Origin of the sequence: Corynebacterium sp. KPL2838, assembly GCF_040225455.1 — a bacterium.
Classification (GTDB): Bacteria; Actinomycetota; Actinomycetes; order Mycobacteriales; family Mycobacteriaceae; genus Corynebacterium; species Corynebacterium rhinophilum.
The window spans coordinates 17,115-41,505 of the sequence record NZ_JBEHFT010000002.1; the positions used below are offsets into that span (position 1 = coordinate 17,115).

Sequence of the window (24,391 nt, forward strand, 5' to 3'; positions counted from 1 at the left end):
ACGCGATACCGGCGGCAAACTCCATTCCTCGCTATACCCCCGCCACGAACGTGCGGTAGCTCAGCGGCATGCCCGGCCGGTAGGCCAAGTGCACCGCGCTAGGAGCATCGAGCACGTGCAGGTCAGCGGCCGCACCCTCCACCAGGGTTCCCTTCGCGGGGCGGCCCTTAGGATCAAGGCCGTTGCCCACATTATGGCGGCGCAGCGCCGTGGCACCGCCTGTGGTGGCGGCGTGGATGGCCTCGTCGACGGATAGGTGCTGCTGCAGGACGGCCGTGGTCACGCAGTAGTTCATCGACGAGGTATAGGACGTTCCTGGGTTGAGGTTGGAGGCGATGGCGAGGGTGGCGCCGGCATCGAGAAGCGCACGGCCAGGCGCCAGAGGCTCGCGCGTGGAAAGATCGCAGGCTGGGAGCATGGTGGCCACTGTCTCAGATGCTGCGAGCTTTTCGATGTCACTATCGCTCAGGTAGTTCACGTGATCCACCGAGGCGGCGCCGAGATCGACCGCGAGGCTAACCCCCGGGCCCTCGCCAAGCTGGTTGCCGTGCACGCGCAGGCCAAGGCCCAACTTTTTACCGGCTTCCAAAACCCGGCGCGACTGCTCTTCATTGAACGCGCCGCGCTCGCAGAATACGTCGATCCACTGGACGTATTCTGCAACGCCGTCCAGCATCGGGCCGACGACCTCATCGAGGTAGTCTTCCGCATCCGCTCCCGGCGGCACGAGGTGGGCGCCCAGGAACGTGACGTCATCGACGTGCTGGGATGCTACGCGGGCGGCTTCCACTTCAGATTCCGTGTTGAGGCCATAGCCGGTCTTGGTCTCGAAGGTGGTGGTGCCACCGCGGCGGCCGGCGGCCACGCGCTCGGCGACGAGCTTATCCAAGCGGTCCGCCCCCGCCTCCCGGGTGGCGTCCATGGTCACCGCGATGCCACCTGCCTCGTAGGAACCGCCGGACATGCGGGCCTCGAACTCGGCGGAGCGGTCACCGTCGAAGACCATGTGGGTGTGCGAATCCACCCAACCAGGAAGGACGGCGCGCCCGCCCAAGTCCACCTGGTCATCGGCGGCGGGCGCCTGAGATGCAGGGCCAATCCAGGCGATGGTGCCGTGGTCGGCGATAAGGGCGGCATCGTTAAGCGTGCCGTGCTCGCTAACCGTGCGGAGTTCAGAAATTCCGGTAAAAAGTGTGCTCATTTAATCCCTTGCCTTAAATTCCATGGGTACGCGTACGCCGCGTTCTTTGGCGACTTCCTCTGCGCGAGAGTACCCGGCATCGACGTGGCGGATAACGCCCATGCCCGGGTCATTGGTCAGCACGGCGCGCAGCTTGGCGGCGGCGAGATCGGTGCCATCGGCAACCGTGACCTGGCCGGCGTGGATGGAGCGGCCCATGCCCACTCCGCCGCCGTGGTGGAGGGAGACCCAGGTAGCGCCGGAAGATACGGCGGTCATGGCATTAAGCAGCGGCCAGTCAGCGACGGCGTCGGTGCCATCGAGCATGGCTTCGGTCTCGCGGTACGGGGATGCAACCGAGCCGGAATCGAGGTGATCGCGGCCGATGACGATGGGGGCCTTAATCTTGCCCTCGCGCACCAGGTCATTGAAGAGCAGGCCGGCCTTGTGGCGCTCGTTGTAGCCGAGCCAGCAGATGCGGGCGGGCAGGCCCTCGAACTCGACGTATTCCTCGGCGGCATCCAGCCAGTTGTGTAGGTGCTCGTTTTCAGGGAAGAGCTCCTTTAGGGCTTGGTCGGTGACCTTGATGTCTTCTGGGTCGCCAGACAGCACTGCCCAGCGGAATGGGCCCATTCCCTCGCAGAAGAGCGGGCGGATATAGGCGGGAACAAAACCTGGGAACTCGAATGCGCGCTGGTAGCCGGCGTGGCGGGCCTCATCGCGGATGGAGTTGCCGTAGTCAAAGACCTCGGCACCCTCGTCCTGGAATTCCACCATCGCCTGGACCTGTGCGGCCATGGATTCGCGAGCCTTTTTGGTAAAGGTCGTGGGATCGGCCTTGGCCTCGGACTGCCAGTCATCCACGGTGATTTCGGTGGGCAGGTAGGACAGTGGGTCGTGCGCGGAGGTCTGGTCGGTGACGATGTCTACCTTGAACTCCCCGGCGCGCTGGCGGCGCAGCACCTCTGGGAAGACCTCGGCGGCGTTGCCCACGAGGCCGACGGAGAGGGCCTTCTTGTTTTCCTTGGCATCGAGGACCAAGCGCAGGGCCTCGTCCAAGTCGGTGACCACTTCATCGAGGTAGCGCTTGTGCTGGCGGCGCCGCAGGCGGTGCTCATCCACGTCCACGATGAGCACCGCTCCCCCGTTGAGAGTCACGGCGAGCGGTTGAGCACCTCCCATGCCGCCACACCCACCGGTCAGGGTCAGGGTGCCGGCCAGGCTGCCCTCGAAGCGCTTCTTGGCCACGGCCGCGAAGGTCTCGTAGGTGCCCTGCAGGATGCCCTGGGTGGCGATGTAGATCCAGGAGCCGGCCGTCATCTGGCCGTACATCATCAGGCCCTCGTCTTCGAGCTTGCGGAAGTGTTCCCAGTTAGCCCAGTCACCCACGAGGTTGGAGTTGGCGATGAGCACGCGCGGTGCCCATTCATTGGTCTTCCAGATGCCCACCGGCTTGCCAGATTGGACGAGGAGGGTTTCATCGCTTTCTAGGTCTTTCAGCGATTCCACAATGGCATCGAAGGCCTCCCAGCTACGTGCTGCGCGGCCGGTGCCGCCGTAGACCACGAGGTCCTCGGGGCGCTCTGCCACCTCTGGGTCGAGGTTATTCATCAACATGCGCAATGGCGCTTCAGTTTGCCAGGATTTTGCGTTGAGTTCGGTGCCGCGCGGTGCGCGGACTTCGCGTGGTTCAGACATGGCTTCCTTTCGCTTGTGCTTATCGACGCCGTGCCCTACCCCAAGGCCGGTTTCCCGGGGCTGTCTCCCGGGGGCTTGGCGAGCGTCACAGATATCAATTTAGTGTGATGCACAACGTATTTAGAGCTTGCTCAGTCACCAACTGTCTGGCATTTCAGACTCTGCGGCTACGATGGCATTCATGCGCCACGTATTGCCCGCCCTCGCCGCCGCCTGCCTGCTGGCAGGATGCTCCTCGCAGCCGCAGGAAGCCCCGGAAGAACCAGAAAACTATGTGGCCCTCGGGGATTCCTACGCAGCTATGGGGTCGACGACACTCCCGCTCGATCCGCCCGATTCCTGCGCCCGCGCCCAAGATTCCTATCCGGAGCTCGCCGCGGAGAAGATCACCACGAGTTCTTTCCGCAACGTCACCTGCCAGGGCGCGAGCACGCTGGATGTTTTATCCTCCGCGGGCGAGCATCCAGCTCAGGTGGATGCATTGGCTGCGGATACGTCCCTCGTCTCCCTGAGCATCGGCGGCAACGATGCCAGCTTTGTGCGCCTGACCCAATGCGCCACGGACGATTTATGCCAGGCCGAATCGGGCCCACAGATCGAATTGGAGCTACAGGATCTGCCCCAACGGCTGGACAAGGTCTACAGGGAAATCGCCCACCGCTCGCCTGAGGCACAAGTCATTGCCACCGGCTATATTCCCCTCATCAACCCCGGCGAGGCATGCCCCTTTATAGAAAAAATCCCGGCCACAGACCGGGAGTGGTTGGCAGATACCATCCAGCGCATCAACAAAGCGGTACGCGAGGCCGCCGAACGCAACGGCGGCACCTACGTGCTGCCTGACGATGCCCCGCAACACTCCGCTTGCTCGGATGAGCCGTGGGTGGACTTTACGGGGCAGGATACCGATTCCTTCCCCATGCACCCCACCCACGCGGGCCAGGTGGCGATGGCCGAGGCGGTTAGCGCAGCTCGCTCGTAGCGGCCTCGACGGCATCGATCAGCGCGCCAGACTTGACTAGGCGCACGGTCTCCTCGATTTCTGGCGAGAGGTAGCGGTCGGTGCCGGGGCCAGGAACGGTCTCGCGCAGGGCGGAGATGACCGCGCCGGTGCCGCCAGCGGGCGTGCCCTCGCGCATGTCGATGGCGCGCGCCGCGGTGAGGATCTCCACTGCCAGCACGCACTGCAGGCCATCGACGGCCTTGCGCAGCTTGCGGGCGGCGGACCAACCCATGGACACGTGGTCTTCCTGCATGGCAGAGGAAGGAATGGAATCGGCCGAGGCCGGGGTGGCCAGGCGCTTTAATTCGCTGACGATGCCAGCCTGGGCGTATTGGGCGATCATGTGGCCGGAGTCGACACCGGGGTCATCGGCAAGAAAGGCGTTCAAGCCGCGGTTGCGGGCCGGATCAAGGAAGCGGTCGGTGCGGCGCTCAGAAATGGACGCCAAGTCCGCGGTGACGATGGAGAGGAAATCAAGCGCATAGGCCACCGGGGCGCCGTGGAAGTTGCCGTTGGAGACCACGCGGCCGTCCTTGGCCACGACCGGATTATCAACGGCGGCGGCGAGCTCGCGCTCTGCTACCTGCGCGGTGTGCGCCAAGGTATCGCGGAAACCGCCGGCCACCTGCGGCGCGCAACGCACCGAGTAGGCATCCTGGACCTGGTTCTTCTTGAACTCCTCCAGCGCTGCGGCGAGGATTTCGGAGCCGTCTGCCACCTGGCGGATATTGGCGGCAGAATCGGCTTGGCCTGGGTGCGGGCGCAGCTGCTGCAGGTCATCGGCAAAGACCACGAGGGTGCCCAGCAGTCCTTCTACCGTCATGGCGGTGGCGATATCGGCGGTCTTGGCGGCCGCGCGCAGGTCAGTAATGGCCAGGCAGAGCTGGCCCAGCATGCCATCGGTGCCATTGATAAGGGCAAGGCCCTCCTTCTCCCGCAGCTCCAGCGGCTCGATGCCTGCGGCGGCAAGGGCCTCGCCGGCGTCCTTGAGCTCGCCGTCTACGCGGACCTCGCCCTCGCCCAAGAGCGCTAGGGCGCAGTGGGCCAGCGGGGCCAAGTCGCCGGAGCAGCCCAACGAACCGTATTCGCGCACCACCGGCACGATGCCGGCGTTAAGGGCCTTGGCGTAGGTTTCTACTACCACGGGGCGCACGCCAGTACGGCCGGTGCACAAGGTGGATAGGCGCAGCAGCATGAGCGCGCGAATGACTTCTTCTTCCACCTCAGGGCCGGTGCCGGCCGCGTGGGAGCGCACCAGGGATAGCTGCAGCTGCGCGCGCATTTTTTCTGGAATGTGGCGGCGGGCAAGCGCGCCGAAACCGGTGGAGATGCCATAGACCGGCGTGGGGTCTTGGGCCAGTTCTTCGACCCGGTCACGCGTGGAGGCGACCTCGTCCAGGGCCTCGGCGGAGATTTCTACCGTGGCGCCGTAACGGGCAACGGCAACGACTTCCTCAATGGTCAGCGCTCCGACGCCGACGGTAACGGTAGATGGGTATGCATTAGGCATGATGACTCCTATTGTCTTTAGGGCAGCAAAATATAGCTCACGTCACAGCCTAACGCGCTAGCCCGCATGCTACCTCACTTTTCGCGCTGGCGATACATTTTCCCCGCGACTTTCTCCGCGGCCTGGCCCAGCGCCGCGATGAGTGCGTCCACCCCATCGCCCGGCGTGGACACGGGGTAGGTCACCGCAATGGCTGCTGCGGGCCGCTCCAGGTGGTCCAGGATGGGCACCGCTACCGAGGCCTGTCCCCGCGAGATTTCTTCTATCTCTTGGTCCCATCCGCGCGCAAGGGCCCGGTCCAGCTGCTTTTTAAGGAGACCAAAATTTTCCCCGCCTGCGGTATCGAAGGCGGCCTTGACCTCCCATTCCGGCAGGTGTGCCAGCATCACCCTGCCCGAGGCCGTCTTATGCGCCTGCAGGCGCACCCCGACCTCCGTAACCAACGAGGCAGCGCCCGGCGCGCGGACTTCCTGTAGGTATAAAATCTCCGAGCCCGCCATGCGCGAAAGATGACCGGATCCGCCTACCAGCCGCGCGCATTCTTCTAGGTCGCGCGTAGCCATGCGCACCAGCGGCTGCTGGGTTACATACGCAGAGGCCATCGAGTACGCGGCCAGCCCCAAGCCGTAGGTCTTGTGCTCGGGCAGGTGGGCGACGAACCCGGCATCGACCATCTCCGCGAGCAGGTGGTACGTGGTCGAGCGCGGTAGGCCGAGCTCACCTTGGATGCGGGCGGCGGAAATCGGGACATCGATAGTAGATAGCAGCTTGAGGATGTCCAGGGCATGGCGCGCGGCGGGGACTCGGTTAGCACTCACAGCGCCCAATTATATTCCGCCAGTGACAGACAAATTCACCGCATGCTTCTAGTATCGGCACTATGAATACCGAATCAGCCCCACTTTTTACTCCCGCCCCCGAATGGTCCGGCCGCTCCGATGGCCCCGGCGCCGAGCACGCGCGCTGGCATAGTGTTATCAACCAGGCCGAATCCGCGCCCGTCACCCTGCTGGGCTTTGCCTCCGATGAGGGCGTGCTGCGCAATGGCGGCCGCCAGGGTGCCGCCGCCGGCCCCGCCGCCCTGCGCACAGCCCTTGGCTCCCTGGCGGTCCACCACGGCCACGCGCTTGCCGATGCCGGAACCATCACCACCCAAGCCGACGATCTCGACGGCGCCCACGAGGCGCTATCTGACAAGGTCGAAGAACTCGTCCGCGTCGATACCCTGCCGATTATCTTGGGCGGCGGGCACGAAACCGCCTTCGGCTCCCACCGCGGCCTGTTCCGCGCGCGCGGTGCCACCCCGATCATCAACTTGGACGCCCACTTCGATCTCCGCCACGCGGACCACGCCACCTCCGGCACGCCCTTTACCCAGATTTCCCAGCTCACCGATGACTTTGACTACACCGTCTTCGGTATTTCCCGCCCCAATAACACCGCGGTGCTCTTCAACGATGCCGATAAGCTCGGCGTCAATTACACCCTGGATGAGGAGCTGCTCAACCTCGCCCCGGCCGAATGCGGCACGCTCGCCACCCAGGCCACCGCCAGTGCGGACAAGGTCCACCTATCCATCGACCTGGATGTGCTTCCCGCCTCCACCGCGCCGGGTGTATCCGCCCCGGCTAGCCTCGGCGTTGCCTACGAGCGCATCCGCGCCCTGGCGGTCGCCATCGCGGCCACGGGCAAGCTCGCGCTTGTCGATGTCGTCGAGCTCAACCCCACCTACGACATAGACAACCGCACCGCCAAGGCGGCGGCGCGGCTTATCGATGACATCGTTAACGCTCACCTCACTGCGGTAAGCGGGCAGTAATACTCAGAACAGGAGGTGCGCAATCGGGGTCGCAATCACGATGGTGAGAGCAACGCGCTCAAACCAGATGATGACCAGGTGGGATAGCTTTACCGGAATCTTGGTGGCCAAAATGCACGGCACCAGGGCCGAGAAGAAGATGATGGCAGAGACCGCCACGACCCCGATGACGAATTTCAGCACCATGGAGTCACTGCCTGCCACCGCGGTGGCGGGCAGGAACATCTCCGCAATGCCCATCGCCGCGGCCTTGCCACCGAGTGCTGGCTCCGGCAGCTGCACTATCCAAGCAAACGGATAAAACAGGTACCCAATCCATTCAAAAATCGGGGTAAACCGCGCAAGCAGCAAGCCAATAAGGCCTACCGACATAATGGACGGAACGATCGCCGCGGCCATACGCACGCCATCGCGCAGATTATCCCAAATGGCCTGCGGCAGCGACGGCGCACGCTGCAGAGCCAGCATCGCCTCGCGCCACGCATTCTTAAAGCGCGATCCTTCCACCGGCTTTTCCGGGTCTGGCTCTGCATCCTCGCAGTATTCATCCGGAATCGTCCGCAGCGGCGGGAGGCGCACGGTAATGGCCGTAACCAGGCACGTCACCAGCAGCGTGACGGCGAAGTACGTGCCCCAGATATTCATCAAATCCAGCTGCTTAGCCACGATAACCATAAACGCCGCCGATACCGTGGAGAATCCCGTGGCAATAACGGCAGCCTCTCTGCCGGTATAACCGCCCTTTTGATAGACGCGGTCCGTGACCAAAATGCCCAGCGAATACGAACCGACAAAGGATGCCACCGCATCGATGGCGGAGCGCCCCGGCGTCTTCCACAGCGGGCGCATGATGGGCTGCATCAGCACCCCAACAAATTCCAAAAGCCCAAAGCCGATAAGAAATGCCAGGAAGGTACCGCCGATGGGCACGATAAGCCCCACCGGCGTGGCAATAGAGTTCCACAAGAAGGGAACCAAATCCTCATCACCTAAAACCCACGGCAGCGCGTCAATAACCATGAGGAAGGAAATGATGGCACCGGCGATATTGAGGACCGCAAAGACCGCCTGCAGCGCGCTTTCCTTAAACGCCCCCGTACTAAAGCTACGCACCGTTCCATACACGGCGAGCGCAAAAATAAGCCACGGCACCACCGCCGGAATGCTATCGCGCACGATGGTGACCATGTGGTCCAAAGGAATGGAGTTCTTTTCCTTATACGTCACAGGAAAGAAGAACACGAACGCGCCAATGGCGCTATAAACAAAGAGTTTCCACCGTCCCCCAGGCCGCGGGACTTCCCCGTCATGGCTCTGGATGGAGGAATTAACTGAATCAGTAGAAGTCACGATAGACCGCCCCTCAAGCTTGCATGATGATCAAGCCCGCGAGACAGCCTGACGCGAACATTGCGATTATGTTATCTAAATAACACGTTATTGTCTAGCGTTTCCTAGCTCAAGGCACAATGGAACTATGTCTAACCCCATCCGCGTCGTCGGTGCCGTCTTTCACGATGGCAACCGATTCCTCGCCTGCCGCAAGAAGCCCGGAAAACCCCTAGAAGGACATTGGGAATTTCCAGGCGGAAAAATCGAACCGGGCGAGACACCCGAACAGGCTTTAGCTCGCGAAATTCGCGAGGAACTCAACCTCATCGCGCACGTAGGCACCAAGCTCACGACAACCACCTACGAGTACGACTTTGCCACCATCGAACTAACCACCTTTTATTGCACACTTATCAGCGGCGAGCTTCGCCTGAGCGATCACGACGCAACCAAATGGGTTACCCCCGCAGGAGCAATGGAGCTGACCTGGGCGCCAGCGGATATTCCAGCCGTGGAAAAGCTTTGCCCTTAGAATCTTGTAGCTATGAGTCATTCCTTGGATTCCTCGCTCCCCTTCGGCGTTTATGAAACCCCGGTGACCTCGCGCATTCGTGAGCGAATGGAGGAAACGCAAAGTCGACACCCATCGGCGGGATTCGGGGTAGGAAACGGCACAGATGATAGCGCTCGCGGGCGCTATACCTCGGCCATGTCTCAACACATCGGCGATTTACTAGAGCAACGCCTCATGGGGCTTAAATCCTCAGCAGACCGAGTAGCCCTTATCAATACAATCGCTGGGTTACTTGGCGAGGACGAAGATATTGATACCGAGCAACTCCTCTACGCCGTCTACAACACTTCTTTAGCCGAACCTCCGCTGCTTCCGGATGTATCGCTGACTAAGAGCGCGCTTTTTACTAATGCCCAGGGCGACGCCAGCCTAACCAGCGAGGTTGAGCGGGAGATAAAGACAGCCGATTCCGTCGACTTGCTGTGTGCCTTCATCAAAAGCTCCGGAATCAGTGTCCTTGACCAGCAGTTGCAGTTCCTGCGCGACAACCAGATTCCATTCCGCCTATTAACCTCTACTTACTGTGGGGCTTCCGATGCGGCGGCCCTTAAACGCCTGGTAGAAAAATATCGCGCCGATGTGAAGATTTGTTATGAGCATAAATCCACACGCCTGCATGCCAAAGCATGGCTCTTCCGACGAAATTCTGGTTTCGACACTGCCTTTATTGGAAGCTCGAATCTTTCGCGGTCTGCTCTTATCGATGGCTGGGAGTGGAATGTGCGCGGCTCTGCTACGGCGACGCCTGAGGTCATTGAAAAGTTTATGAAAACCTTTGACAGCTACTGGCACGATAGCCACTTCAAAACTTTTGATCCGGCGCGGGACATGGATCGCCTGCAGGAATCCCTGCGCATCGCCAAAGGCGCGGAGTCCCCACAAGCGTTGCGCCAATTAGAGCTTTCTGGCCTGGAAGTTACTCCCTACCCTTATCAAGAAGAAATGCTCGAGGCACTGCGGTCCGAACGTGAGGTAAAGGATCGCCACAAAAATCTACTCGTTGCAGCCACAGGCACTGGCAAGACCGTCGTCGCCGCCCTGGATTACCTTAATCTTTGCCGGCAGTGGAAGCGTCGTCCTCGCTTACTCTTCGTCGCACACCGCAAGGAAATTCTTCACCAGGCGCGCCGTACGTACCGCGAGGTACTTAAGGATGCCGACTTTGGCGAGTTGCTTGTCGATGGCACCGAGCCACGGCGCTGGGACTTCGTCTTTGCGAGCGTTCAGTCGCTTAATTCCACCCGATTGGAAAAGCTCGCGCCCGATCAATTCGATGTTGTGGTCATCGATGAATTTCACCATGCCGAAGCACCAACCTATAACGCACTTCTAAGTCATTTTGAACCAGACGAATTACTTGGACTGACCGCAACACCAGAGCGCGGTGATGGCAAAAATGTCCAACAATATTTCGACTACCGCATTGCCCATGAACTACGCCTCTGGGATGCCTTGCGCCTCCAGCTGTTGGTTCCAATGCACTATTACGGAATCGCAGACGGCACGGATCTTTCCTCACTCACGTGGAACAGAGGAAAGAAAGATTACAACACCATCGAGCTATCAGAGTTCTATATCAAGTCTGGTGAAAAGCGGACGCGATTCATTCTGAATGAACTGGATAAACGGATTTTCGATCTTTCTGAGATGAAGGCGATCGGCTTTTGTGTTTCCATCGCCCACGCAGAGCACATGGCGCAGCAATTTCAGCAATTTGGCATTCCGGCTCAAGCGGTGACGAGTAAACTGACTTCCTCTGAACGCGCGGAAGCCATTAAACAGCTAGAAACCGGCGCCATCAAGGCTCTCTTCTCCGTTGATATTTTCAATGAGGGCGTCGACATCCCTGCGGTTAATACGCTGCTCCTACTCCGGCCGACCCAGAGCCCGGTTATCTTCCTGCAACAGCTTGGCCGCGGTCTTCGCCTTGCTCCCGGAAAGGATTCTTGTACCGTATTCGATTTCATTGGCCAACAGCATGTTGAATACGATTTTGAACGTAAACTCAATGCGTTAACGAGAAAACGCGGGAAACGTCTACGAACCGAGATAGAGCAGGGCTTTCCCACCACGCCGCCGGGAACGCATATCCAATTCGATGAGTCGACGACGGAACAGGTTCTCAGCAACGTAAAGAAGACGGCACGGAGCAACTTGCGGAAAGTGCGTGCGCTGGTAGCAGAAATAAGAACCACCGATCTCAAGGATTTCCTCGACGAGGCAAACCTCGATTTGGAGGATATTTACCGCCCCAACAAATACTCCTGGACCCGCCTACTACGCGAGGAAGGCCTCCTCGAGCCACGTGACGATGAGATGGAAAGCTTCTTACTCAACCGGATTAAAGTTTTCCTTCATGTCAATGATACGACGCGCATTGAGGCCTATCTTCGAATCCTAAAATCCGCTACCTCGCAATTCGGCGATATGACGCCCACTGATCAGGCCTTTGCACGGATGCTGGTCTTGGGGTTTTGGGCTAATTCCAATGCACCCAGCCCGTCATCTTTTGACGAGGCGCTGGGAATATTGCGGGAGCACCCACGAGTTATTTGGGAACTCGAGCAGGTCATGCTGCTACAAAATGATGCTTCGCGTATTATCCCACAGCCGAGCGACGACACCGTTTTGGAAACCCACGCCGATTACTCCTTGGCAGAATTAGTGGGTGCCCTGCAAGCCGGAGAATTAGAAAAACTAGTCAGCCTTCCGCGCGAGGGAGTGAAATACTTCCCTGATATGAACATGGACTTGTTCTTGGTGACCTTCCAAAAAGACGATCAGGTGAGCGCTACCACGAATTACCGTGATTACCCGATTTCACCGGATCTTCTCCACTGGGAGTCGCAATCTACTACAACTTTAAAATCGAAGGCCGCACGCCGTTATATTCAGCACGAGGAGCTCGGCGGGAGGATTTTTATCGCATCTCGCTTCACTAAGAAGAACTCAGTGGGCACCGCGAGCGCCTATACATTTTTAGGCGCTGTGGATTATGTTTCCCACCACGGAGAAAAGCCCATTCAGTTTCAATGGAAGCTCCAAAGAACCATGCCAAAGGCTCTGTATGCTGCCGGTCGGACCGTCGCTTAGCACGCATGGTTGAATAATTAGGCTGCACTTTACCCACCAAGAGTGATACATTTCCCTTAAGTGATTCACACCACAGCCACTTAAGGAAGTGTCATGAGCCAATCAGATAACCACACCGGCGCAACTTCCGCCGCAGGCCAACAGACACACGACTCTGAGCCACAAGCAAAGGTGAAATGGACCCTCGTTGGTCCGGGTTTGGTCGCCGCGGCCACCGGCGTCGGTGCAGCTGACTTGGTAGCAACCATGATTGCCGGCCAGCGCTACGGCTACGCACTGTTGTGGGCCGTCATTGTCGGTACGATTATGAAAATCGTGCTGGTGGAAGGCGTCGGCCGCTACAGCTTGGCCACTGGAAACACCATGTTCCACGGTTGGCGGGAGCTAGGACGCTGGACCTCGTGGTATTTCGCGCCCTACATCGTCATCTGGGGGTTGGTTTATGGCGCCGCCGCCATGTCCGGCACCGGCTTGGCGTTAAGCGCACTCTTCCCCGGTACTAGCTTGACTATGTGGGCCATCCTGACCGGCGTGTTGTGCTTTGTCCTTACGTGGCTGGGGCAATACCAGCTCTTTGAAAAACTGGCCGCCATCTTGGTTGGCATCATGTTTGTCACTGTGGTGGGCATCGCCGCAATTACCGCGCCCAATTTGCCAGAGATTCTGCGCGGCCTTGTCCCCACCATCCCGGATGGTTCTTTCGTCTACGTGCTCTCCATCGCCGGTGGTGTCGGCGGCACGATTACCCTTGCTGCCTATGGCTACTGGCTGCGAGAAAAGAAATGGTTCACGCCCAAGTGGATGAAGGTCATGCGCATGGATAACTCGGTGGCCTATGCCGTCACCGGTATCTTCGTCCTGGCTACGCTTGTCCTTGGTGCCGAGCTTTTGTACAGCGCTAATGTCGCTGTCTCCGATAATGACCAGGGCTTGGTGGACATGGCGGACGTGCTGGAGGCCCGCTACGGAACCTTTATTTCTAAGTGGTTCATCGTCGGATTCTTCTCTGCCGCATTCTCTTCCTGCTTAGGCGTGTGGAACGGTGTGTCCCTCATGTTCGCGGACTACGTTGGCCACTTGAAGAACCTCCCACAAGGCCACCCCAGCACCAGCACGGGCGGTAAGTACTACCGCGCTTACCTCATCTGGTTGACCTTCCCACCGATGCTTCTCCTACTGCTGGGCAAGCCCACCGGATTAATCATTGGCTACGGTGTCTTGGGCGCATTCTTCATGCCGTTCCTGGGCCTTACGCTCCTGGTACTGCTTAATACCAAGCACACCCCGAAAGAATGGCGCAATGGTTGGTTCATCAACACCTTGATGGGCATCATTTCGGCAGCCTTTGTCTACCTGTGCGTGTCCCAAGTCGCAGGGCTCTTCTAGTCCTGTTGCTCGTAATCTTCGAGGTACGCGCCGATCACCCTTAAGCTCTCCACCTCTCGGGGCAAAATGTGCCGGCGCGTACCATCCTCTAGGCGGCGGAGTACCCAAGTATTTTCTTCGATCCACCAGGCACGGCCCACAAATATGTCTGAATTATGCAGCCGTACCCAAATAATCAAGGCGTTATTGACTGCATCAAGAAAGCGCGCGTTTAAGTCATCCACACGCGCATAACTTAGCCGGCACAGAGCGGTTGCCGTCAACTATTTTTTCGGCATCCGCTCTACTTCCACCGTGGACTCCTCGCGGGGCTCGCGCCCGAAGAGCCAGGCAATGATGCCGAAAATGGCAATGGCACCGCAGACGGTGAAGGCTGCGGGGAAGCCATAGACATCGGCAAGCAGCCCAATGAGCATGGGGCCCACGATCTGGCCGAAGTCTCCTGCCATCTGGAAGGCCGACAATACCTTGCCGCCGGAGCGCTCGTTGCCCACGATGTCTGCCACCGCGGCGGTCTGGGAAGGATTGATTAGACCCGATGCTGCACCCGCAAGGGCGGATACGAGCAAGAGGAACCACACGCTGGTGGCTAGGCCCATGAGCACCATGAAGATGGCGGAGCCCACCAAGCCAATGAGGATAAGTGGTTTGCGGCCATGGAGATCGGACCACCGGCCGGAGAATTGAAGAATGATCGCATTGCCTGCGGCGAAGGCTGCGAGGGCCAAGCCCGAGGCTGCGGCGCCATTGTGGAAAATGGCGGCGGCGAAAAGCGGCAGGACGGACACACGCACGCCCATATTGATCCACCCGTGGGCGAAGTTGGAGGTCAGCACCGCGCGGAAGGCAGTATCGCTCCAAGCTTCCTGCAGGCGCATGGGCGGCAGTTCCGAGGTGGTGGTTTGGGAGTGGTTGACCCGCGGCATCTGCCACCAGACAACGAAAGCAGCGAGCATCACGCCGATGCCGTAGATGAAAAATGGCCAGCGGAAGCCCAGGAAGGACAGGCTGGCGCCGAGGACAGGGCCGGCGACATTGCCCAGCAGGAATGCCGTGGCATAGGTGGCAGAACATTTACCGCGAATCGAGGGTGGAGACAGGCGCACGATAAGGCCCATCGCGGAGACGGTAAACATGGTCGAGCCAAGCCCCGCCAATGCGCGCAGCACCACGATGTGCCAATACTCCTGGGCAATGGCGACCAAGCCCGTGGTCACGGCCACGGTCATCAGCCCCACCAGGTAGACGCGGCGCGAGCCGACGCGGTCCACCAACGAACCAGACACGGGCGCGAAGATCAGCCGGGAGGCGGCGAAGATGGATACCACCAGGCCGGCGGCGGCCATCGAAACATCGAAGCTGACCACGAACTGCGGCAAAAGCGGTGCGATAAGGCCATAACCTAAGGCGATAATGAACGCCGCCGTTACCATCACCCAGATTTCCCGCGGCACCTTGGGCTTTTCGTAGGGCGCCGGTTCGGCATTAGCACTCTTCATAGCACGTGCAACCTTATGCCTTTGAAGGTCTGAAAGCTATTTAAGCTACTTTTTCGAACATGTGTTTGTATTATTCGAACTCGTGTCGGCCATGCGGTTTAGAGTGAGTGCCATGCACAACGTAGATAAGAACTTTTCGCACACAGTACCCAGTCAACCCAGCGCCACGGCGACGGAAATCGCCGCCGACTTGGCCTACCACCACTATGAGACCGTCAGCTCAATTTCCGCCATCATGCACCACCCGCGGTCCTTGGCTCGTCCCACCCCGACGTGGCGCCCGCCCATAAAACAACTGCCACCCACACCAGGCGGCGCGGACTACAGCATGAGCATTACCCGCCACCGCGTGGGAGCACGAGTAAAGGCGCGGATCCGCGGGTTCGGCGAAAGCCGCATCCCCGCCTACCTCATCACCATTCGCATCACCGACAACTTTGGGCAGGTCGTCGATCCCGCCACGGCGGAAGGATGGGTGCGCACGCTTGTCCCCGCAGAATTAGCTGGCGCCGTCCACGAGATCTCTCGCGAGCCGAATGCCACCTACGTGTGGCTGGTGGATAGCGCCTTTAAGCCCGTACGCTCGCCGGAATCCCTGTTCGCGGGATTCCAGCAAGCGGCTTAGGGGCTTAGTTGTTGTCGCCCTCGTCGTCAGCGTCAGCGTCGTCGTCTTCGGTGAAGGTGTCGAAGAACTCAAGGTCCTCGTCATCGTCATCATCGGCGTCTTCGCAGAAGATGTCGTAGACGTCTGGTTCCTCGAAGTCATCCTCATCAAAGTTGACGAGCTGGGCCTCCCAGTCCAGAGCCTGTTCCGAGACCAATCCGAGCACGTCAAAGAGGCGGTCGAAATCGGTGTAGGTGCCTAGTTCCAGGGCCTCAGCGGGGACTTCCACGATGGGGATGTCATCAGAATCGGTGTTGTCAAAGAGGGCAAGGCGCTCGTTTTCATCGAGGTCTTCGCCATCCTCATCCACCTGCCACAGCTCCGTGACGGCCTCATCTTCGAGCTCTTCCATATCTTCTTCATCGAAGTCGAATGCGAGGAAGCGCACGATAGCAGAGGGCACCCCGTCGATGGTTTCCACTAATACACGTAGCTCAGAATCGTTGCCTACTTCCGCAACCACGAGGTGCGGGTTGAGTTCATCCTGGTCAAACTCCAATTCCGCGATGCGCTCATCGGTGCCTTCCAGGAGGTCTCGGAGGACGGTAACGACCTGGTCGGTGGCGATGTGGCGGGAGACGGCTTCTACGGCGTCTTCGACGGAAAAGGCAACGGAGACCAGGACGGCCTCGAATTCTTCATCGTCTTCATCCACATCCGCGGCAGCGATGTACACGTTGGCCGCCGGCAAGAGAGGATCGATTTCAACAAACTGGATTTCCAAATCAGAGGTGATTGGAACGAACATGACGTCTTCATTGACGCGGGACTCGATGCCCTCGGCGTCCAATGCGGAAGCGATATCTTCGAAAAAGCTCATGGTGGTGAAAATCCATCCTTCGGAAGCAGAGGTCTCCGCGGTGGGCAAGACGCCGCCCGCGGTCACTCTGGATTCTACCGCTAATCCCGCCTGTGTGGTTGGAAACCAAGGGAGCGCACGAGCTCTGGGCGCCCACTTCCCCACTCCACCATGTGGTAATCCTCCCACGCTTTGCGGCGACCGTCATTGGGGGCATGCACGATATAGGCCTGTTCGTCAAAAATCATGGTCGCGCGCTCACCGCCCTCATAGCGCGGCCACTGCGCCTTCGGGCTGCCGCCATGGATGAACGCGGCCCAGTGATCCTGCATGGTGGAAGTCAATTCCTCCATCTCAGCGCGCGAGCCCCAGTCGGTTAACAGGGAGGCGCGCGAGGATTGGGGATCGCCAAAGACATTGCCCAACTCCATCGAGTGCATGGCACCTAAACCCAGCCACTTCAAGACGGCAGAGGCGAAGTCGAAGCGGTACATCCAGGTATCGGCCACTTCAGAGTGGGCGCTGGCGATGCGGGTGGAGGGTGCCCAGAAGAGGGCATCGGCAAGCAAGTGCGCAAAATCCTCCCTGCGGACCGCGCCGCGATAGGCGGCCACGACCTCAGGGGCGTGGTGGGGATCATAGGAGGCCAAAAGCCGGAGGGCTGCGCGCTCCCGGGCGCTTTGGCGCTGAAAGAGGAACTTGCCAAAGCTGGCTTCATCCGAATTCGTGCCAATCAGCAACGGAATTTTGTGTTGATGGCCCTGCTCAAAGGCGGTGATAGGGTGCTCGGGCAAAAGTTCGCCGTCCACCGTGGGCGCGTAGCAGGAGTTTAAGTGCAGTAGCTCGCCGGCGCGCCACATCATGGATTGGCCGGAGCGCACCACATCCGCACAGTCTTCTTGGCGCAGATCATCCACGCTCACCCGACGCGGCAGGCCCACTCGGCGGGCAAGTTCGCGGGCCCACAAGGTGGATTGGGCACGGGAATGCACCAGCGCAATCGGTGGGGATTGGGCAATGGCGCGGTGGAAGAGCCCCTCGGCCGGCGGGCTGGTCATCAGCGCCAGCACCGCGGCACCACCCGCGGATTCGCCCATGAGAGTAACGGAGTCTGGGTCACCGCCAAAGGCAGCGATATTATCTCGCACCCAATTAAGGGCCAGAATCTGATCCGCCACGCCGGGGTTAGCGCTGCACTCGCCGCCAAGGCTGCGCAGATCGAGATATCCCAAGGCGTTGAGGCGGAAGTTGATGGATACGTAGACCACGTTCATGCGGGTGGCGAGCTCAAACCCGCGCAGCATGAGCATGTGGGACGAGCCCATGATGAAGCTGCCGCCGTGCAGATACACCACGACGGGCAGCTTTTCCTCTGTGCGGGGGCGCACGATGTCGAGGTACAGGCAATCCTCGGAGCCGACGATGCGGTCGGTCCAGGAGTATGTGGGCTGTGGGGCGATCGGCCCGAATTGGCTGCAATCGCGCACGCCGTTCCAGCGAGGTGCCGGGCGCGGGGCGCGGAAGCGGTTCTCGCCGGCCGTGGAGGCGCCGAAGGGAATGCCGCGCCACGTGCGCACTGGCCCGGCGCTAATGGGGCGATCTACTCGCAGGTCTTCTTCGATGACCCCGCGCAGCCAGCCGGAGGTCGTGCGCACCGTGAGCTCATCCGCGTAGGCATTCTGTGCCCGCTCGTGGGCCTGACGGGCGCGCTCGTGTGCGCGCATGGCCCGCAAGCGCGCGGCAGCGGTGGACTCTTCGGAATAAGAGTCCCCACTGTCGCGTTGACCATCCTGCGGGTAAGGCATACTCCCTACCTTAGGTAGATTGCACGCCGGTGGCGATCCGAATCGCACATGCGCGCCCCCTTCTTTCAAGGCCAGGGCTATGCTAGGTAAAAAAATCAATTAATACTACTGCCCCAACAAATTAAGGATTGGTGTGGGAGAAGGCATGTCCATATTTAAAAAGTCCGCCCCAGATGACGCAGCTACTGACACATATGACATCGATCCAGAGCACAGCGGCCGATTTACCAAGGCTCTGCTGAACTCTTTGGACCGCGCCGTATCCGTGCAATCTGGTGTTATTTCCAAATACGTCAAGAACCTAAAGAAGCATCACCCGGATGCAACTGACCAAGAGTTGCAGGGCTTTATTAACAAGCACTTCATCAATATCACTACCGGCACGGGCGCGGCCGCTGGTGCCTCCGCATCCGTGCCCGGCATCGGGCTATTTACGGGTGCTGCCACCATTGGTGCGGAATCCGTGGTCTTTCTTGAAGCCGCTGCGTGGTACATCCTGGCGTCCGCGTACCTGCGCGGCGACGATATCTCCTCGCCCGAGCGCCGCCGCGCCCTGGTGCTGGTGGTACTGACTGGCTCGAAGGGTTCCGCGGTGGTTGATACTTTCGTGGGGGACCTCGGCACGGTCACGGGGGCGCGTTCCGTAGCCTCCCTCTCCCGCTTTTCCGGTCCCACGCTATCTGGCATCAATGGCCGCCTGACCAAGGTATTTACCAAGCAAATCACCAAGCGCATGAAGTGGGCATGGGTGGGCAAGCTCATGCCTATGGGCATCGGCGCGGTCATTGGCACGAAGGCCAATCGCAAGCTGGCCAATCAGGTCATCGAACACGCCCGCCACCAGCTCTCCCCTCTTTCCCACACTGAGGCGGGTACCCAATGATCGTTTAGAGCGAATTCAGTACCCCTGACATAGTGAAGGTGAGGGATTGGCCCGTATCATATAGGCAGACACTTTGGCGGGTGATAAATGCGCTCGTACAAAGTCCGGACTAAAGTCGAATAAACGACCATTTTAAAGCAGAGAAATGAGGCGAAAACCTGCCGTGAGCACATCGAGCATCTTCGGCCCGAATGCGTGGCTGATAGACGAGCAGTTCCAGCAGTACTCCAAGGATCCTAGCTCCGTAGACAAGGAGTGGCGCGACTATTTCGAAGCAAACGGCGCGCCCAAGGCGCAGCCAGAAGCTGAGGCTCCTTCTCAAGCATCTAAGCCACAGCCAAAGAAGGCGCAGGCAGAGTCTAAGTCCTCGGCCAAGAAGACCGAAGGCACTACCACCGCCCGCAAGCAAGAGGCCCGCGATACCAACGTGAAAGAGTCTGTATCTAAGGCCAAGGAAAAGTCCGCGAAGGCGAAGCATTCTGCGGGCAAGAATGCGCAGTCTCCGCTGAATGACCTAGAAGATTATAAGGGCGGCGACGAGCGCCAGCTCAAGGGCATGTTTAAGGCGATTGCTAAGAACATGGAAGAATCCCTCGAGATTCCTACCGCTACCACCGTGCGCGATATACCGGTCAAGCTCATGTGGGAAAACCGCTCCATGATCAATGACCACCTGAAGCGCACCCGCGGTGGCAAGATCTCCTTTACCCACATTATTGGCTACGCCATGGTCAAGGCCGTGCAGCTGCACCCTGGCATGAACGTGCGCTACGAGGAAAAGGACGGCAAGCCCTTCGTCGTCCAGCCTGAGCACATCAACCTGGGCCTGGCCATCGACCTCCCGCAGAAGGATGGCTCCCGCGCCCTCGTGGTCGCCGCCATCAAGGAGTGCGAGACCAAGTCTTTCGCCGAGTTCATTGAGGCTTACGAGGACATCGTTACCCGTTCCCGTAAGAACAAGCTCACCATGGATGACTTCTCTGGGGTCACCATTAACCTGACCAACCCAGGCGGCATCGGCACCCGCCACTCCATTGCTCGCCTGACCAAGGGGGCAGGCTCCATTATCGGCGTTGGTTCCATGGATTACCCGGCAGAATTCGCCGGCGCTTCCGCTGACCGCTTGGCTGACTTGGGCGTCGGCCGCCTGGTCACCTTGACCTCCACCTATGACCACCGCGTTATCCAGGGTGCAGAGTCCGGCGAGTTCCTGCGCACCATCGGCAAGCTCATTGTTGATGACGCCTTCTGGGACGAGCTCTTCGAGTCCATGGGCGTTCCTTATGAGCCCTTCCGTTGGGCACAGGACATCCCCAACTCTGGCGTGGATAAGAACACCCGCGTCATGCAGCTCATCGAATCCTACCGCTCCCGCGGGCACTTGCTTGCCGATGTCAACCCGCTCGGCTGGTCCCAGCCCGGCCTGCCTAGCCCGGATCACCGCGACCTCGACATCGCTACGCACGGCCTGACCATCTGGGACTTGGACCGCGTCTTCAACGTCGGCGGCTTCGGCGGCAAGGAACAGATGACCTTGCGCGAGGTGCTTTCCCGCTTGCGCGCTGCTTATACCCTGAAGGTCGGCTCCGAATACACCCACATCCTGGACCGCGACGAGCGCAGCTGGATGCAGGACCGCCTCGAGGCCGGCATGCCAAAGCCGACCAATGCCGAGCAGAAGTACATCCTGCAGAAGGTCAACGCCGCCGAGGCATTCGAGAACTTCCTGCAGACCAAGTACGTGGGCCAGAAGCGCTTCTCCCTCGAGGGCTCTGAAACCCTTATCCCGCTTTTGGATTCCATCATCGATACCGCTGCGGGCCAGGGCCTCGACGAGGTTGTCATGGGCATGCCGCACCGCGGCCGTCTGAATGTGCTGTTCAATATCGTGGGCAAGCCGCTGGCAGATATCTTCGGCGAGTTCGACGGCAACTACAAGGGCGGCCAGCTCGGCGGCTCTGGTGACGTGAAGTACCACTTGGGCTCCGAGGGCGAGCACCTGCAGATGTTCGGCGATGGTGAAATCAAGGTCACCCTTGCAGCCAACCCGTCCCACCTCGAGGCTGTGGACCCAGTCATGGAGGGCATCGCCCGCGCCAAGCAAGACATCTTGGACAAGGGCAAGGACGGCTACTCCGTCGTTCCCGTCATGCTCCACGGCGATGCATCCTTCACCGGCCTCGGCGTCGTACAGGAGACCATCAACCTGTCCCAGCTGCGCGGCTTTACCAACGGCGGTACCATCCACATCGTGGTCAACAACCAGGTGGGCTTTACCACCACCCCGGATTCCGGCCGTTCCACCCACTACGTCACCGACTTGGCCAAGGGCTTTGACTGCCCGGTCTTCCACGTCAACGGTGATGACCCAGAGGCCGTTGTCTGGGTTGGCCAGATGGCCGCAGAATACCGCCGCCAGTTTGGCAAGGACGTCTTCATTGACCTCGTGGTCTACCGTCTGCGCGGCCACAACGAGGCCGATGACCCATCCATGACCCAGCCGCAGCTGTACTCGGTCATTGAGAACCACGAGCCTGTGCGCGAGCACTACACCAACGAGCTCATCGGCCGTGGCGACCTGTCTGCCGAGGACGCCGAGGCAGCGGCACGCGACTTCCACGACCAGATGGAGTCAGTATTCACCGAGCACAAGGAAGCCGAAAAGGCCGGCCCCAAGGAACAGACCGGTATTACCTCCTCGCAGGATCTCACCCGCGGCCTGGATACCTCCATCACCGCTGAAGAGATGGTCGAGCTTGGCGATGCCTACGGCAACCCACCCGAGGACTTCGAGTACCACAAGCGCGTGGCCAAGGTGGCCAAGGACCGTGCGAAGTCTGTTCGCGAAGGCGGCATCGACTGGGGCTGGGGCGAGCTGCTCGCCTTCGGTTCCTTGGCTAACCAGGGCAAGGTCGTGCGCCTGGCCGGTGAGGATTCCCGCCGCGGTACCTTCACCCAGCGCCACGCCGTGACCTTCGATCACCGCAATAGCAACGAGTACAACCCGCTCAACTCCCTGGCTGTGTCCAAGGACAACGGCGGTAAGTTCATGGTCTACAACTCCGCGCTTACCGAGTTCGCCGGCATGGGCTTCGAATACGGCTACACCGTGGGTAACCCCGACGCCCTCGTGGCGTGGGAGGCTCAGTTCGGTGACTTCGCCAACGGTGCCCAGACCATCATCGATGAGTACCTCTCTTCCGGTGAGGCCAAGTGGGGCCAGCTGTCAAGCCTGGTTCTCCTCCTGCCGCACGGCTACGAAGGCCAGGGCCCGGACCACTCCTCCGCCCGCATCGAGCGCTATCTGCAGCTGTGTGCGGAAGGTTCCATGACCGTGGCTCAGCCGTCCACCCCGGCTAACCACTTCCACTTGCTGCGCCGCCAGGCTTTGGGTGAAATGAAGCGCCCGCTGGTCGTCTTCACCCCGAAGTCCATGCTGCGCAACAAGGCCGCTACCTCCTCCGTTGAGGAGTTCACCGAGGTCAAGAAGTTCCGCTCTGTTATCAATGACCCCCACTTCGTGGACGTCAATAACAAGAAGGTCGGCGATACGGACAAGGTTAAGACCATCATGCTGGTCTCCGGCAAGCTCTACTGGGACTTGGAGAAGAAGCGCGAGGCCGACGGCCGCGATGACATCGCCATCGTCCGCGTGGAAATGCTCCACCCGATTCCGTTCAACCGCCTGAGCGAAGCATTCGAGATGTACCCGAACGCCACCCAGGTCCGGTTCGTACAGGACGAGCCCGCCAACCAAGGCCCATGGCCGTTCTACAACGAGCACCTGCGCAACCTCATTCCGGATATGCCGGAAATGGTCCGCGTTTCCCGCCGCGCCCAGTCCTCTACGGCTACGGGTAACGCCAAGGTGCACCAGATTGAGCAGAAGAACCTGCTTGAAGAGGCCTTCGACGTTTAATCGCTTTTAATCGCCGAAGCCGCACCTAGCGCTACAGCGCTGAATGCCCCAGTGAGGTTATTTCCTCACTGGGGCATTTTCATGCTTAATGCTATTTCATGGACGCTGTTGCCTTCGCCTCGCTAGGTTCGCTTCCAGCCAGCCGCCTACCCGCCCTTCGCGCTCACCGGCGAGGTGGAGGGGCATCGGCAAGCACCGCCCGTGAGCGCCAAGGGGTGCGGTGCAGCTATCGCAGAAATGGTGCGACGATTAGATTCGCCGGTTCGCCTACCCCACCCTTCGCGATCACGAAGAGGCCGAACGCATGCTAAAGCGCGCCTGCCGGTGAGCGCGAAGGGCGGGTGGTGGGTAGAACGAACCGCACCGATACCTTAGGAACTGCTCAGATCCGAGCCGCCGGAGGAGCCGGAATCGCTTTCTTCATTGACAATGTCCATTCCGGAGGCTTCCATCCATTCGTGGACGACCTTCTTCAGCTCTTCGCCTTCCTCTATCGCCTCCACCATGTCAGAGATATCTTTTTGCGTGATGAATTTGGTGACCGCGGCGACGGATTTTTCTTCTTCGCGGTCAAAGAGGCTATCGCTATAGATGACCACGAAGTTTTCTGGCAGCTCTGGTTGCGCATCCTCACAACCGTGAGCGCCGGAGGGCTCGACGGTGGCAAGTTGAGTGGGCAAGGTAGACATGAGTGCAATATGGGTGCGGGCTAGGAAGTCCTCCCCGCCCGGCTCACTGTCTTCTTCTGCCTTTTTATATTCCGCCGAGATATCGCGCGCCTCACCGGGATTAAAGTGGCTTAAAAAGCTGCCGGTGCACCCAACGTAAAAATTGCCTTCCGGGTTTAGGGAACTGCCCTTGCCTCCATGTGTTTTGAAGGTTTCTTCTTTCTTCAGCTCGGCTATGCGTCCTTCCTCCAAGAGCGACTGCCGGAATACCTCGCCTAAGATGAGCTGATCTGTTTCTGCAGGGTCAACGACGATCTGCACCTGTTCCGGTTCGGATTGTGCCGCAGCGGGGCTGGTCTCGACCTTGTCTGAGCAGCCTGCAAGCAGCGCAGCGCCTACCACCGCGGTAACAGTAGCGCGGGCATATCGACGGGCGGGGCTGCGCTTCACTGAGGGTGCTCCTTCTAATTGTTCTAGTTCACCGATACAAACGGATGGATTTAAACGTCCCACAGAGTCTACCGTGCAGGCGTGTTTACCTGAGGTAGCGCCGTGACTA

At 59.8% G+C, this 24,391-nt stretch carries 17 protein-coding genes; 8 read left to right on the forward strand and 9 right to left on the reverse strand.

Annotation, left to right across the window (positions count from 1 at the left end; genetic code table 11):
- Positions 1-31 precede the first annotated feature (31 nt).
- Both hutI and hutU read right to left on the reverse strand, forming a co-directional pair.
- Positions 32-1,201, reverse strand: coding sequence for an imidazolonepropionase (hutI, locus tag ABRP98_RS00995; RefSeq protein WP_284769877.1), 1,170 nt, complete (start codon positions 1,199-1,201; stop codon positions 32-34).
- Complete coding sequence (gene hutU / locus ABRP98_RS01000; RefSeq protein ID WP_349857068.1) at positions 1,202-2,878, reverse strand: urocanate hydratase; 1,677 nt, start codon at positions 2,876-2,878, stop codon at positions 1,202-1,204.
- 181 nt (positions 2,879-3,059) lie between these two features.
- On the opposite strand from hutU, the gene ABRP98_RS01005 reads away from it, so the two are divergent.
- Positions 3,060-3,860, forward strand: coding sequence for an SGNH/GDSL hydrolase family protein (locus tag ABRP98_RS01005; RefSeq protein ID WP_349857069.1), 801 nt, complete (start codon positions 3,060-3,062; stop codon positions 3,858-3,860).
- On the opposite strand, the gene hutH is transcribed toward ABRP98_RS01005, so the two are convergent.
- Together hutH and ABRP98_RS01015 are read right to left on the reverse strand one after the other, a co-directional pair.
- Entirely contained in the window at positions 3,841-5,391 is a 1,551-nt protein-coding gene (gene hutH / locus ABRP98_RS01010; protein ID WP_349857070.1) for a histidine ammonia-lyase, read from the reverse strand. The genes ABRP98_RS01005 and hutH overlap by 20 nt on opposite strands.
- A 74-nt stretch (positions 5,392-5,465) precedes the next feature.
- Positions 5,466-6,209, reverse strand: coding sequence for an IclR family transcriptional regulator (locus ABRP98_RS01015; RefSeq protein ID WP_349838835.1), 744 nt, complete (start codon positions 6,207-6,209; stop codon positions 5,466-5,468).
- Between the two features lie 62 nt (positions 6,210-6,271).
- Here ABRP98_RS01015 and hutG point away from each other — a divergent pair, with 62 nt between their 5' ends.
- A complete protein-coding gene (hutG, locus tag ABRP98_RS01020) occupies positions 6,272-7,210 on the forward strand; it encodes a formimidoylglutamase (protein ID WP_349857071.1) in 939 nt (312 codons plus the stop codon).
- A 3-nt stretch (positions 7,211-7,213) separates the two neighbouring features.
- On the opposite strand, the gene ABRP98_RS01025 is transcribed toward hutG, so the two are convergent.
- Positions 7,214-8,560 carry a YjiH family protein gene (locus ABRP98_RS01025; protein ID WP_349857072.1) on the reverse strand — a complete coding sequence of 449 codons (1,347 nt, stop codon included), beginning with the start codon at positions 8,558-8,560 and terminating at the stop codon, positions 7,214-7,216.
- Positions 8,561-8,687: 127 nt separating this feature from the next.
- On the opposite strand from ABRP98_RS01025, the gene ABRP98_RS01030 reads away from it, so the two are divergent.
- From ABRP98_RS01030 to ABRP98_RS01040, 3 genes are all read left to right on the forward strand, one after another.
- Positions 8,688-9,074 (forward strand): (deoxy)nucleoside triphosphate pyrophosphohydrolase, encoded by a 387-nt coding sequence (locus ABRP98_RS01030; RefSeq protein ID WP_349857073.1) that lies wholly within the window; start codon positions 8,688-8,690, stop codon positions 9,072-9,074.
- Positions 9,075-9,086: 12 nt separating this feature from the next.
- Positions 9,087-12,209: a DUF3427 domain-containing protein gene (locus ABRP98_RS01035; RefSeq protein WP_349857074.1), complete on the forward strand. Its 3,123-nt coding sequence runs from the start codon at positions 9,087-9,089 to the stop codon at positions 12,207-12,209.
- Between the two features lie 93 nt (positions 12,210-12,302).
- Positions 12,303-13,595 (forward strand): Nramp family divalent metal transporter, encoded by a 1,293-nt coding sequence (locus tag ABRP98_RS01040; RefSeq protein ID WP_349857075.1) that lies wholly within the window; start codon positions 12,303-12,305, stop codon positions 13,593-13,595.
- 263 nt (positions 13,596-13,858) lie between these two features.
- On the opposite strand, the gene ABRP98_RS01045 is transcribed toward ABRP98_RS01040, so the two are convergent.
- Positions 13,859-15,094 (reverse strand): MFS transporter, encoded by a 1,236-nt coding sequence (locus ABRP98_RS01045; protein WP_349857076.1) that lies wholly within the window; start codon positions 15,092-15,094, stop codon positions 13,859-13,861.
- A gap of 112 nt (positions 15,095-15,206) precedes the next feature.
- On the opposite strand from ABRP98_RS01045, the gene ABRP98_RS01050 reads away from it, so the two are divergent.
- Positions 15,207-15,719, forward strand: coding sequence for a hypothetical protein (locus tag ABRP98_RS01050; RefSeq protein WP_349857077.1), 513 nt, complete (start codon positions 15,207-15,209; stop codon positions 15,717-15,719).
- A 4-nt stretch (positions 15,720-15,723) separates the two neighbouring features.
- Here ABRP98_RS01050 and ABRP98_RS01055 read toward each other — a convergent pair whose 3' ends face one another.
- Together ABRP98_RS01055 and ABRP98_RS01060 are read right to left on the reverse strand one after the other, a co-directional pair.
- A complete protein-coding gene (locus ABRP98_RS01055; RefSeq protein WP_349857130.1) occupies positions 15,724-16,578 on the reverse strand; it encodes a DNA primase in 855 nt (284 codons plus the stop codon).
- A gap of 80 nt (positions 16,579-16,658) precedes the next feature.
- Positions 16,659-18,362: a carboxylesterase/lipase family protein gene (locus ABRP98_RS01060; protein ID WP_349857078.1), complete on the reverse strand. Its 1,704-nt coding sequence runs from the start codon at positions 18,360-18,362 to the stop codon at positions 16,659-16,661.
- Positions 18,363-18,507: 145 nt separating this feature from the next.
- Between ABRP98_RS01060 and ABRP98_RS01065 the strand changes: the two genes are divergently transcribed.
- Together ABRP98_RS01065 and ABRP98_RS01070 are read left to right on the forward strand one after the other, a co-directional pair.
- Positions 18,508-19,245, forward strand: coding sequence for a hypothetical protein (locus ABRP98_RS01065; protein WP_284782515.1), 738 nt, complete (start codon positions 18,508-18,510; stop codon positions 19,243-19,245).
- A gap of 163 nt (positions 19,246-19,408) precedes the next feature.
- Positions 19,409-23,164: a multifunctional oxoglutarate decarboxylase/oxoglutarate dehydrogenase thiamine pyrophosphate-binding subunit/dihydrolipoyllysine-residue succinyltransferase subunit gene (locus ABRP98_RS01070; RefSeq protein ID WP_502878772.1), complete on the forward strand. Its 3,756-nt coding sequence runs from the start codon at positions 19,409-19,411 to the stop codon at positions 23,162-23,164.
- A 371-nt stretch (positions 23,165-23,535) separates the two neighbouring features.
- On the opposite strand, the gene ABRP98_RS01075 is transcribed toward ABRP98_RS01070, so the two are convergent.
- Complete coding sequence (locus ABRP98_RS01075; protein WP_284853497.1) at positions 23,536-24,282, reverse strand: hypothetical protein; 747 nt, start codon at positions 24,280-24,282, stop codon at positions 23,536-23,538.
- Positions 24,283-24,391: the final 109 nt, after the last annotated feature.